Annotated in this window: 11 protein-coding genes; 4 read left to right on the plus strand and 7 right to left on the minus strand. The window is 54.2% G+C overall.

Translation table 11 applies throughout. The features are described from left to right. Positions 1-8 precede the first annotated feature (8 nt). From WA318_RS05700 to WA318_RS05715, 4 genes are all read left to right on the plus strand, one after another. Positions 9-1,109 (plus strand): Bug family tripartite tricarboxylate transporter substrate binding protein, encoded by a 1,101-nt coding sequence (locus tag WA318_RS05700; RefSeq protein ID WP_336080246.1) that lies wholly within the window; start codon positions 9-11, stop codon positions 1,107-1,109. A 124-nt stretch (positions 1,110-1,233) separates the two neighbouring features. Further along, positions 1,234-3,213, plus strand: a complete 1,980-nt coding sequence (locus WA318_RS05705) for a tripartite tricarboxylate transporter permease (protein WP_336080247.1) — start codon at positions 1,234-1,236, stop codon at positions 3,211-3,213. Between the two features lie 5 nt (positions 3,214-3,218). Then, positions 3,219-4,337, plus strand: coding sequence for a 4-oxalomesaconate tautomerase (locus WA318_RS05710; protein ID WP_336080248.1), 1,119 nt, complete (start codon positions 3,219-3,221; stop codon positions 4,335-4,337). Further along, on the plus strand, positions 4,337-5,419 hold the full coding sequence (locus tag WA318_RS05715) for an isocitrate/isopropylmalate dehydrogenase family protein (RefSeq protein WP_336080249.1): 1,083 nt from the start codon (positions 4,337-4,339) through the stop codon (positions 5,417-5,419). The genes WA318_RS05710 and WA318_RS05715 overlap by 1 nt, the downstream gene beginning before the upstream one ends. 19 nt (positions 5,420-5,438) lie before the next feature. On the opposite strand, the gene WA318_RS05720 is transcribed toward WA318_RS05715, so the two are convergent. Genes WA318_RS05720 through WA318_RS05750 form a run of 7 tightly spaced genes read right to left on the minus strand, consistent with a single transcriptional unit; the run spans position 5,439 to position 11,817 of the window. Continuing rightward, entirely contained in the window at positions 5,439-6,242 is an 804-nt protein-coding gene (locus WA318_RS05720) for an ABC transporter ATP-binding protein (RefSeq protein ID WP_336080439.1), read from the minus strand. 13 nt (positions 6,243-6,255) lie between these two features. Next, a complete protein-coding gene (locus WA318_RS05725; RefSeq protein ID WP_336080250.1) occupies positions 6,256-7,878 on the minus strand; it encodes an acyl-CoA dehydrogenase family protein in 1,623 nt (540 codons plus the stop codon). Then, entirely contained in the window at positions 7,875-8,351 is a 477-nt protein-coding gene (locus tag WA318_RS05730) for an acyl-CoA thioesterase (protein ID WP_336080251.1), read from the minus strand. Before WA318_RS05730 ends, WA318_RS05725 begins: the two co-directional genes overlap by 4 nt. A 22-nt stretch (positions 8,352-8,373) precedes the next feature. Continuing rightward, positions 8,374-8,853: a MarR family winged helix-turn-helix transcriptional regulator gene (locus tag WA318_RS05735; RefSeq protein WP_336080252.1), complete on the minus strand. Its 480-nt coding sequence runs from the start codon at positions 8,851-8,853 to the stop codon at positions 8,374-8,376. Positions 8,854-8,880: 27 nt separating this feature from the next. After that, on the minus strand, positions 8,881-10,203 hold the full coding sequence (locus WA318_RS05740) for a TRAP transporter large permease (RefSeq protein ID WP_336080253.1): 1,323 nt from the start codon (positions 10,201-10,203) through the stop codon (positions 8,881-8,883). Then, a complete protein-coding gene (locus WA318_RS05745) occupies positions 10,200-10,763 on the minus strand; it encodes a TRAP transporter small permease (RefSeq protein ID WP_336080254.1) in 564 nt (187 codons plus the stop codon). Before WA318_RS05745 ends, WA318_RS05740 begins: the two co-directional genes overlap by 4 nt. Before the next feature lies 1 nt (position 10,764). After that, the gene (locus WA318_RS05750) at positions 10,765-11,817 is read right to left on the minus strand and encodes a TRAP transporter substrate-binding protein (RefSeq protein WP_336080255.1); all 1,053 of its coding nucleotides are present in this window, start codon (positions 11,815-11,817) and stop codon (positions 10,765-10,767) included. Between the last annotated feature and the right edge of the window lie 35 nt (positions 11,818-11,852).

The following is an 11,852-nucleotide window of genomic DNA, read 5'->3' on the forward strand; positions in this document are numbered from 1 at the left end:
GAACGCCCATGTCATGGGGAAAAAACTTTAATCTGTCATTCAAAGGCGCATGTGCGGCTGCGGCAATTGTCTTTGGCTTTGCCGGCACAGCAACCGCACAGGATGCCAACTTCGAGGGAGACCGCGTCGAGCTGATCATTCCGTTTGGCGAAGGCGGTGGTACTGATACCTGGGGGCGTTTCTGGGCGCCGTATTTCAGTGTCTTTCTGCCGGGAAATCCGACTGTTGTCGTCAAAAATATTCCCGGTGGCGGCTCTACCTCTGGTGCCAATCAGTTTCAGGCCCGGGCCGAGCCCGACGGCTTAACCGCAATTGGCACGTCTGGCTCAACCCAGTTTCCGTATCTGTTGCGTGACAAGCGCGTGCAATACGAAATGCGGGACTGGCGTGTCGTTCTGGCTTCGCCGACCGGCGGTGTTGTCTACGTGAATTCTGATCTTGGGCTCAAGTCGGCCGCTGACATGAAAGCACTTGCAAACGTCAAGTTGCGTTACGGCAGTCAGGGCGCGACATCCCTTGATCTTGTTCCTTTGCTTGCATTCGAACTGCTGGGACTTGATGTCGATGCGGTGTTTGGCATGAAAGGTCGCGGGGCTGGTCGTCTTGCCTTTGAGCGTGGTGAAGTCAACATTGACTACCAGACGTCGTCTGCGTTTATCAACAACGTCACGCCGCTTGTCGATATTGGTAGTGCTGTTCCGCTGTTCTCGTGGGGGGCGATTGATGACGATGGCAATATCGTGCGCGATCCTTCCTTCCCTGACCTTCCGAGCTTCCCTGAAGCATACGAGATCATGAAGGGTGAAAAGCCTTCAGGACCTGCGTGGGAAGCTTACAAAGCATTTTTCATTGCCGGTTTCCCGGCACAGAAGATGGTCTTCTTGCCCAAAGATACGCCTGAAGAAATCGTGCAGGCCTATCGTCATGCCGCTCAGGTTGCGACTGAGGACGAGAGCTTCGTCGCAGATCGACAGGCAACTCTTGGCGAGTACAAACAGATCGTTGGCGAACCTGCCGAACGCATTTTCCGTCAGGCCGTGAACGTTCCTGATGAAGCCCGTGAGTGGGTACAAAAATGGCTGACCGATAAATATTCGGTTCAGTTCTAACTGAAAATCTGAAGTCTCCCGTTTCCTGATCGGGGTGGTTTTATCCACCCCGCTTTTTTCACCCTTCGACTGTCTGGTCGTTTTAAGGGAACGGGCGAACTTTGTCTTTTGACGGAGTTTCCAAATGCTAGATGCAATGATGACGGCACTGTCTCATTTCGCGCAGCCAACCCATCTGATCTATCTTTTGCTGGGCGTTGGAATGGGCATGGTTGTTGGCATTCTGCCCGGTCTGGGTGGAATTGTCGGGTTATCTCTTCTTTTGCCTTTCATTTACGGCATGGACCAGATTTCTGCCCTTGCCATGTTGATCGGGCTTGTTGCGGTTATCCCAACATCGGACACCTTTACATCGGTTCTGATGGGGATACCGGGGTCAAGTGCATCACAAGCAACAGTTCTTGACGGGTTCCCGCTGGCAAAAAAGGGCCATGGTGCCCGTGCGCTGGGAGCTGCATTTTCGGCCTCTTTGGTTGGTGGGTTGGTGGGTGCCATTATTCTGACCGGCTTCGTCGTGATTGCCCGGCCTCTGATTTTGGCATTTGGTTCGGCCGAACTCTTCATGCTGGCAGTTCTGGGCTTGTCGATGGTTGGCGTTCTGGCCGGTAAAAGCTTGCCCAAGGGTGTTGTCGCGGCAGGTCTTGGTCTGTTGCTGGGGGCACTTGGTGCAGCACCAGCCACTGGCGAACTCCGCATGAGCTTTGACTCTGTTTATCTGATGGATGGCTTGCCGCTCGTGATTGTCGGGTTGGGCATGTTTGCTTTTCCTGAAATCATCGATCTTTGCCGTCAAAATCGCTCTATTTCGGACAAGGGTACCCTTGGTTCGGGCTGGCGTGATGGCGTTCGGGATATGATCCGTCACAAATGGCTGTGTCTGCGGTGTGCTGGTCTTGGCAGTATCGTTGGTGCTTTGCCTGGTCTCGGCGGAAGCGTCGTCGACTGGATCGCCTATGGTCATGTCGTCCAGACTGCAAAAGACAAATCCCAGTTTGGCAAGGGCGATATTCGCGGTGTTCTGGCACCGGAAAGTGCGAACAACGCCAAAGAGGGCGGTGGGCTTGTGCCAACCTTGCTGTTCGGCATTCCCGGATCTGGCAGCATGGCCGTTTTCCTTGGCGGGATGGTGCTGATTGGCCTTGAAGCCGGTCCCGCAATGGTGGGGCGTGATCTTGACATTACCTACACGATTATCTGGTCGCTTGCGATTGCCAACGTGGTCGGTGCCGGTGGTGCGCTGCTGATCTCGCCGTTCGTTTCACGTCTGACGACAATCAAGTACGGCTATCTTGCGCCCTTCATGATTACGGTAATCTGTTTCGCAGCTTTTCAGGCAACGCGTTCCCTCTCGGACATGATCGCCTTGTTGGCGCTTGGTGTTCTTGGCGTGCTCATGAAACGTTTTGGTTGGCCGCGCCCGGCGTTTCTGATCGGGTTTGTGCTGGCATCCAATACCGAGACTTATCTTTATCAAGCACTGCAATTCTACAACTGGGAATTCTTGACACGTCCAGGTGTACTGATCATCGCGGCTCTGACCATAATTTCCGTTCTTATGGGCATGCGCAAGCACCCGGCAAATCCGGTTGAAGAAGAAGAAAGCAGTCATTCCCATAATCCGAAACGCTGGCCGCAAATCATGTTTGCTGGCGGACTTTTTGCTTTCTTTGCTTTTGGTATTTGGGATGCAACCCAGCATTCCTTCCTTGGCAGCGTCTTTACCGGTGCTGTGTCGGTTGTGATGTTGATCGCCTCGGCTATCCTGATTTGGCAGTTGGTGTCATCACCCGCCTCACACGCCGCCAATTTCGATCATGAATATGATCTTGATCATCAGGACCTGAAACCGACTGCAGGGCTTTGGCACTACGTGTTGTGGGTCGCCGGGCTGGTGGCTGGAACCGCTGTGTTCGGGTTCCTGATTGCAATTACCGGCTTCTTTATTGCCTTCCTTCGGATCAAGGCCAACGCATCTTGGCTCAGGACGCTGCTTTTGACCGGGTTTGCAGTAATTGGGCTTTGCATTCTCGCATGGTCGCTGGTTCTCGATTTCCCGGCAGGGATGCTTCAGAACCTGATTGAACTTCCTTGGCCGCTGGGGTGATCGACATGAAAAACATTGTGATTGTTAATGACCAACATGCGGTTCCCTGCGTGATGATGCGTGGCGGGACTTCCAAGGGGCCGATCTTTCTGGCCAGTGATTTGCCCGAAGATGTCGCTACACGTGATCGCCTTTTGCTTGCGGCGATGGGGTCACCGGACAAACGTCAGATTGACGGTATTGGCGGTGCCGATACGTTAACCAGCAAATCATGCATTGTTGCACCATCCAGTCGACCGGATGCAGATGTCGAATTCCTGTTTGCCCAGGTCGCCATCGACAGGGCAGAGGTCGATGTTAATCCGAATTGCGGAAACATGACCGCCGCCGTTGCACCATTCGCGATCGAGGCCGGTTTGGTGCCTGTTACAGGCGATGAAACTTTGGTCCGGATTTACAATAAAAACGTTGGTGCATTGGTTGATGTATTGGTCGCAACGCCCGGTGGGAAGGTGACCTATAGTGGTGATGCGGCGATTGATGGCGTACCTGGTACGGCATCTCCCCTGATATTGCGGTTCAAGGATATCATGGGCAGTAAAACCGGCCGGCTCCTGCCCACAGGCAAGCCGATCAACTATATCGACGGGCTTGAAGTGACCTGTATTGATGTGGCGGTGCCGATGGTGATGTTTCGTGCCCGCGATCTTGGGCTCAAGGGTAACGAAACAAAGGCACAGCTTGACGGCAATGCAGATTTGATCGCGCGGATGGAAGCTGTTCGTCGCAAGGCATCGGAACTTATGGGGCTGGGCGACTGTGCTGGCAAGGTTGTGCCCAAAATGGCTATTCTGTCCGAACCAACAAAAGGTGGTGATATTACCTCGCGTTATTTTGTTCCGCATAATTGCCATGCGACCCATGCGGTGACGGGTGCGATCTGTGTTGCCAGTTGCGCGTCCCTTTCCGGAAGTATTGTTGATGGTATGATCAATCTTAAGGCTCAGCCGCAGCAATGGATCCAGATCGAGCACCCAAGTGGCATGATAGCTGTGGAACTGACGATTGAAGGATCAGGGCCCAATCTCTCGGTGATATCGGGCGGGGTGATCCGCACGGCACGCCGGTTGTTTGAGGGTCGGGTTCTTGTTCCCGAAAACATTCTGACGGAGGTTCCGGATTGATGGATGTTGTCTTGTTGCCGGGTGACGGTATCGGACCGGAAATTACCGCTGTTACCCGCAATGTGCTTGAGGCCTTGGACCGTTCGTTTTCCCTGGGACTTGAGTTTAGCAGTGAAGACGTCGGATTTACGTCGCTTGAAAAGCATGGCGCCACCATTACGCCAGAACTAATCGAACGTGTGCGGAAAGCCGATTTGGCTATTCTCGGACCGGTTGATACCGCGCATTACCCACCGGCGGATCAGGGCGGTATCAACCCATCGGCGGCACTGCGCATCAATCTGGATTTGTACGCAAATGTAAGGCCTTCAAAGGTGTTTGAGGGCCTTCCTTCGGCAGTCGGGAATATGGATTTGGTGATTGTGCGTGAAAACACAGAAGGTTTTTATGCAGATCGCACAATGTATGCTGGCACGGGCGAAGTTATGCCGACCCCTGATCTTGCACTTGCCACGCGCAAGGTGACACGTCAGGGCAGTTACAGGGTCGCGGCATATGCTGCGCAATTGGCTGCCGAGCGTCGCGGTCACCTGACGATTGTGCACAAGGCCAATGTTTTAAAGCTCAGCGACGGTCTGTTTCTATCCGAAGCAGAGAAAGCCGCCGCTGAGCAAGGCGGGCTTCAGGTTCGTGAAGAACATATTGATGCCATGGCGTCACTTCTGGTCAGAACGCCTGGTGCGTTTGATGTGATTGTTACCACCAACATGTTTGGTGACATTCTTTCAAATGAGGCGGCCGAACTGGCAGGCGGGCTTGGGCTTTCCGGGTCGCTTAATGTCGGGGATGAGAATGCGATTGCGCAGGCGTCGCATGGTTCCGCGCCGGATATTGCAGGCAAGAATATCGCCAACCCCGTATCGCTTTTGCTGTCGACCGCTTTGCTTCTGGATTGGAAAGGCGTTGCAACCGGCCGCAACGATTTGCAGCAGGCTGCGAACCGTCTCGATAAGGCGATTGCGGAAATGCTGAAAAATCCGGAGACGCGAACAACGGACATTTCCGGGACGCTGTCATGTAGTGATTTTGGTTCGATTTTGGTCGAAAAGCTTTTGGCATCGTCCGCGGCAATCAAACAATAGTAGCATGAAACCCATGCTGCTATTGTGTTTGCGTCAGGCTCGATCCCGCGATTGAATAGCCAATACGGCATCCATCTTTTGAAAATACGTGAACCGCGTCGGGGCCCGATGACAGCGAGATACGGTTGCCGGGGCTAAGGTGTGTGCCAACGGGTTGTTCGATAATGATCGTGTCATGCCCTTTGATCTCTGCATGAACTAGGCATGCATTGCCCAGATATTCGACCAGTCGCACGGTGACCGACAGAATACCGTCACCATCTGCAACGATGTCGAAGCTGTCGGGCCGAATGCCGCAATAATGTGCGTCAGCCGGAAGACGCAGGCGTTCTCGCAAGGATGAAAAATCACCCTCAAGTTCGAAGATATTCATCTTCGGCGCACCAATGAACTGTGCTGCAAAAAGGTTCTGTGGCCGTTCATAAAGGTCACGCGGGGATCCGATTTGTTCAATCTTTCCGCCCCGCAACAGGACAATTTTATCGGCCAATGTCATGGCTTCGACCTGATCATGGGTGACATAGATCATCGTGCGTTTCAGGCGACTGTGAAGTTCCGAAATCTGGGTGCGCATATGGACCCGAAGTTCGGCATCGAGGTTCGATAATGGCTCATCGAAAAGGAAGGTTTCAGGTTGGCCAACAATTGCGCCGTCAATCGCAAACGTTCCGTCGGTAATGTCCTCGAGCCCGGCAATCATGCGCAGCAAGGTCGATTTTCCGCAGCCCGAAGGACCAACAAAAACGCAGAACTCGCCGTCTTCGATGGTCAGATCGATGCCTTTAATGACCTCGATGTTGACTGAACTTGTCCGGGTCTGCATCTGGTTGGACAGTTCAGGCAAATGTCTCGCGTGCCTTGCAACAAGCCAGCGTACTTTGTCCCCATTCCCGTGCCAGATCAAAACACTTCTCAAAGCGGGCAGATCGGGGTGATGACGACTGATTGATCAGATGCGTCCAAAGTGCCATCCCGTATGTTGCGGCGCTGATTTGCATATAGTCATGAGCAAACTGCTGGGGAGTATCGCTTGCGATAATTTGCGAGGTCATCTGCAACCAGTAATCCAGAAGGTCTGCGGCGGTACCGGTGCCGTTATCGGATGAGGCGATCAGTCCCCTAATGAACTCCGCAAATGCCTTGGTACTTGCGCAATCCTTGTGGCGGGTCAATCTGCTGGCAAGGGTAAGGGCTTGTATGCCGTTCGTGCCTTCATATATCTGACAGATACGCGCATCGCGTAGCGTTTGTTCTACACGGTACTCGCGCAAATATCCGTATCCACCCAGGACCTGAATACCAATCTGGGCGGCTTCGACCCCGGCATCGGTACAGAACGATTTGCAGATCGGTGTCAGGAATTCGACGAGATCTGCATGGGTGTCTGCCTGCATCAGGGCGAATGTCTTGTAGACCATCATCCGGCCGGTCATTGCCAGCATGTCCTGACGACCGAGCATCCGTGCGACATCGTAATGCTGGTCGATACTGACCAGTTGTCCTGTCCGGCGGTCGCGCCCCTGTTTACGTTCAGTGGCGTAGCTTCTTGCGATGTGGTGCGCGCGACTGGCATGGGCCACCCCCTGCAAGGCGACATCAAGGCGTGCATGATTCATCATGGTGAACATGCACATCAATCCTTTGCCAATCTCACCGACCGGTACGGCGTGCGCGCCATCGAATGTCAGCTGACAGGTCGGGGATGCATGCAGGCCCATCTTTTCTTCTATCCGGGTTACATGAACCTTGTTGCGCCCTGTATTTTCGTCATGCGATGGGCAAAGGAAAAGGGTCAGGCCCCGCACACCTTCTTCACGTATGCCGGTCCGGGCCAGAACAAGATGCAAGATACCCTGACTAAGGTCCTGATCCCCGCCGGAGATGAAGATTTTCTCACCATGGAGGGTCCAGGTTCCATCGGTGTTCTCTGTTGCAACCGTGCGGATATCAGAAAGGTCCGACCCGGCCTGCGGTTCGGTCAGGCACATCGTTGCAAGGTGGCTGCCGGATGCCAGTTTTGGCAACCAGTTCAGGCGCTGGTTGTCCGTGCCGAATTGGGCAATCAGTCTTGCCGCCGCAGGTGCCAGTCCGGTCACCATCTGAAACGAATGGCACGCACCGGCCAGAATTTCACTGATTGCGCCACAGACCGATTCCGGCGCGTTCTGCCCGCCAAATTCTTCGGGAAGTGAAATCGACGGCCAGCCTTGTTCGACATAGGCTTCATAGGCTTCGCGAAAACCTGAGGGCATTTTGACCCGGCCATTTTCGATCTTGCAGCCTTCCTGATCACCCGGCTCGTCAATCGGGGCGATTACGTCTTCGGCAAAGCGGGCAAAGTGGTTCAGGATTTCGCTGGTGATTTCGGCGTCAAAGTCGTGTCGGACAATCGTGCTTTGGTCGCCAGTCACTGACAGGGCAAACAGAATATCGTCAATCGGAGCTTTGAACAGGGTCACGACTGTGTCTCTTGGGGCCGGGTTTCCTGATGGATGGTCAGTCGGATGGTCCTGTTTTCTGACAGGGCTTCCTTGACGGCATCGGGCACAGGAACGGCGGCCAGACTTGAAGGAATATCCGGGTTGGCACGGGCCCAGACACGGGTCTGCGATCCTTCAAGCAGCGTGATGTCGCCCAATGTGAACTGATGCTTCAGGTCAAAAGACTTGGTGCCCCAGCGCGATACTTCGACATGATGAACTATCAGGTCGCCCACCCGCGCCGGTGCCATGAAGCTGGCATCGCCGCGCACAAGCGGAGTACCGCGAAAGTCCGCATCCTTTGCAATCATTGTGGCAAGGTCGAACCCGGCGGCTGACAGCAAGGCAAGAAGGCCGCCTTCCATCCAGTCATAATAGTTCGGGTTATAGACAATGCGGGCCGGGTCGCAGTGACCCCATTCAATGCGAATTTCACGAGACAGTCGCAGCATGTAACCTTACCTGATCCTGGAGTTACCTGACCTGTTGAATACGGATCAGCATCCGCACCAGCAGGTCGCGTTCTTCGGGGCTGAAATCTTCGAGGAGTTTTTCTTCGTGACGTTGAACCGCCAGGCTTGCCTCGTGAAACAGGCTGATGCCCTTGGGTGTTGTGCGCAGTGCATATACCCGACGGTCGGTCGGAACCTTGTTGCGCACGATCAACTCGCGCGACTGTAACTCGTCGACCATCACAACAATATTGGACCGCTCCATTGCAAGGGCGCGGGCCAGGTCCGTCTGACTGATGTCAGGGTTCTCGTTGATGATGGCAAGAGCACTGAAGGTGGTCGGTTTGAGATCAAGATGAGTCAGGCTCGCGACGAAATCGCTATGGAGCGACATATAGGCGCGCTTGAGGTTATAGCCGACAAACCCGCGCAACGGGCTGTCTGTTGACAAGCCGGCAAGTTGCGAATCCTGAGTTGCAGTCTTCTTCTTGTTTGCGTGCAAGGGTGTCTCCATCTTTTGGTCGGGCTGCTAACCGGTAACGATATCTACGAGCCAGAATGTCAGAGCAGGAAACGCCACAATTACTGCGATGCGCAAGCACTCAACAATCAGGAACGGTACGGCCCCGCGGAAGATCTTTCGCGTCGGAATATCTGGTGCCATTGCCGATATCATGAACAGGTTCAAGCCCACTGGCGGCGTAATCATACCCAGTTCGACAACGATCAGGGAAATGATCCCGAACCAGATGGCCTGATGGGTCGGATCCATACCAAAATCCATCGCCATAAATGCCGGGAAGAAAACCGGAACAGTCAAAAGGATCATCGAAAGGCTGTCCATGATGCAGCCCATGACGATGTAAAACAGAATGACCGTCAGCAAAACTGTCATCGGGGCGATGCCTGCGGTGCCAACCCATTCGGCGGCCATGGTCGGAACGCGGGTCAGGGCAAGCGCCACATTGAAAAGGTCCGCGCCAAAGATGATGGCAAAGATCATCGCCGTGGACCCGGCAGTTTCAATCACGCAATCAAACAGGCCCTTTAATGTCAGGCTTCGCATTAGAAATCCGGTCAGCGCAATCAGTACAACACCAACGGATGCGCCTTCGGCGGGGGTGAAGACGCCACCATAAATGCCGCCAAGAACAGCGATGAAAACCAGCGCAACGTGCCAGATACCACCAAGTGACTTGATCCTTTCACGCATCGGAATTCCGGCATGGGCCGGGCCTTCCTCCGGAAACAGGCGTACATAAACCCCGATAGCCAGAATAAAGCCCAATACCGCAAGAATTCCCGGAATGGTCGCTGCGAGGAACAGTTTGACGATATTCTGCTCGGTCAGAAGAGCATAGATAATCAGGACAACCGATGGCGGGATCAGAATGCCAAGCGTTCCGCCCGCCGCAAGGGTGCCCGCACCCAATGCTCCGGAATAGCCATGGCGGCGCATTTCCGGAAGGGCAACTTTGCCCATGGTGGTTGCGGTGGCAATCGAGGATCCGCAGATCGACCCGAATGCGGCGCAGCCCGCAACCGAGGCCATTGCCAGACCACCCTTCCAATGCCCAAGCCATGCGTTGGACGCTGTGAAGATGGCTCTGCTGATGCCTGTGCGCGTCGCAATTTGCCCCATCAGGATAAAGAGCGGGATGACGGCGAGATCATAGGAAACGTATTTGTCGACAATGGCGGTCTTCAGATAGGCCGATAATGGCAACCATCCGGACAGAACCACATATCCACCGGCCCCGACAATCGCCATCGCCAATGCAATTGGCATGCGCAGGAAGATAAAGATCATCAGGACGATGACCATGATAATGCTGATTTCAACCGGACTCATTGCGGGGCTTCCGTTCGGGAATTATTGGGATCGGGTCGCACAAACTGTTCAATTGCGTTCGACAACGCAGTCAGGGCTGAAAGTCCAAGTCCGAACAGTGCAAACCCGTAGACGATCCAGGTAGGCATTCTCAGAAGCATACTGCGGTCACTATATTCATACATATCGATCAGACCGTATGCGACGCGCCACGAGACGATGACCCAGGCAAGACAGAACAGGGTTTCCCACAGCTGATCAAGAAAATTGCGGGTCCGCTGAGGTAAAGCCATGCTGAAAATATCGACCATGACATGGTTGCCCTTGCGCTGGCACAACGGCAAAAACAGAAATGCCGCGATGCCGCATCCCATTTCGACAATTTCAAAGTCACCACGAATGCCGCCAAAGCCGACATATCGCATCGAAACCGAAAGAGTTACGGTAAGGGCGACCGCAACAATGACGGCCCCGGCAATTGCCGCAGACGCCATACAGGCACGATCAACAAACCGGGCAAGGAAATGAATGGGCGCAGCGCGATTGCCGCGCCCATTGTGATCACGGGTGGATCCTGACATGTCAGGCGGTCTCTGCGTCGATCAGCTGATTAAGGCGATCAATCATCACCTTGCCGTCATGACCGGCGTCATTGAGGGTCTCGATCCAGTCATCAATCACGGGCTGGGTGGCGGCCTGCCAGCGTTCAATTTCGTCTTTGGGAATTTCAACGAATTTGTTGCCACGATCAGCGCACATCTTGTAACCGACGGACTCAAAGCTGTCGAACTGCTTGCCGATCTGGCGCGAAAGGTCGATGCCGGAATTGGCGTCAATCACGGCCTTGAGATCATCAGGCAAGCGGTCATAGGCGGACCCCGCCATCAGCAAGGCAAACGAGTTTGCATAAAGACCACGCCCGCCTTCTGCCGGTGCGCAATGGACTGATGTAAGTTCATGCAGCTTGAATGCCGGAACAACTTCATATGGCAGGCAGGTGCCGTCAATGACACCATTGGCGAGACCTACGGCCATCTCGGTAACCGGGAAGAAAACCGGTTCTGCGCCGAGAATGGACAAGGCTTTGCCGACGCTCTGGTTCGGGGCGCGGATCTGCAAACCTTTAAGATCGGCCTGATTCTGGATCGGTTTGTCGCGCATGTGGAACTTGCCGCCTGCATGGACATGGAAGGCCAGAGGCTTCATGCCGCGATATTCGTCCTGGCCGAATTCGTCCATGAATTTATGCATTGCAACCGATGTTGCTTCGGCCGTTGTTACCATGAAAGGCAGGCTCGGCGTTTCCGAAATCGGATAGCGGCCAGGTGTGTAAACCGTCAATGTCCAGGCGATATCAACGACATTGTTTGCCACCTGTTCTGCAAGTTGTGGTGGTTTGCCGCCAAGCTGCATGGCCGGGAAAATCTGAATATCAATGCGACCATCTGACTGTTCGCGGATGGCTTTTGTCCATGGCTCAAAGAACGCCTTGTGCATCGGAGCCACGGGCGGAAGCATGTGATGCAGGCGAAGTGTGACTTCGGCTGCGCGCGCTTTGCCGATGATGGCCGGAGCGGCAAGGGCGCCGCCCATGAAACCGAGCATTTGTCGGCGGTTAAATAAAAGTCCTGACATCGAACGTCTCCTCAAAAATTGGATACACCTTTTTT

The sequence above is a fragment of the Thalassospira sp. CH_XMU1448-2 genome (assembly GCF_037027285.1).
GTDB classification, from domain to species: Bacteria; Pseudomonadota; Alphaproteobacteria; order Rhodospirillales; family Thalassospiraceae; genus Thalassospira; species Thalassospira profundimaris_C.

What these genes read in the sequence shown, in the direction of transcription:
- WA318_RS05700 (WP_336080246.1), top strand. Translation starts at nt 9, where the DNA reads ATGTCATGGGGAAAAAACTTTAATCTGTCATTCAAAGGCGCATGTGCG.
- WA318_RS05705 (WP_336080247.1), top strand. Translation starts at nt 1,234, where the DNA reads ATGCTAGATGCAATGATGACGGCACTGTCTCATTTCGCGCAGCCAACC.
- WA318_RS05710 (WP_336080248.1), top strand. Translation starts at nt 3,219, where the DNA reads ATGAAAAACATTGTGATTGTTAATGACCAACATGCGGTTCCCTGCGTG.
- WA318_RS05715 (WP_336080249.1), top strand. Translation starts at nt 4,337, where the DNA reads ATGGATGTTGTCTTGTTGCCGGGTGACGGTATCGGACCGGAAATTACC.
- WA318_RS05720 (WP_336080439.1), bottom strand. Translation starts at nt 6,242, where the DNA reads ATGCAGACCCGGACAAGTTCAGTCAACATCGAGGTCATTAAAGGCATC.
- WA318_RS05730 (WP_336080251.1), bottom strand. Translation starts at nt 8,351, where the DNA reads ATGCTGCGACTGTCTCGTGAAATTCGCATTGAATGGGGTCACTGCGAC.
- WA318_RS05740 (WP_336080253.1), bottom strand. Translation starts at nt 10,203, where the DNA reads ATGAGTCCGGTTGAAATCAGCATTATCATGGTCATCGTCCTGATGATC.
- WA318_RS05745 (WP_336080254.1), bottom strand. Translation starts at nt 10,763, where the DNA reads ATGTCAGGATCCACCCGTGATCACAATGGGCGCGGCAATCGCGCTGCG.
- WA318_RS05750 (WP_336080255.1), bottom strand. Translation starts at nt 11,817, where the DNA reads ATGTCAGGACTTTTATTTAACCGCCGACAAATGCTCGGTTTCATGGGC.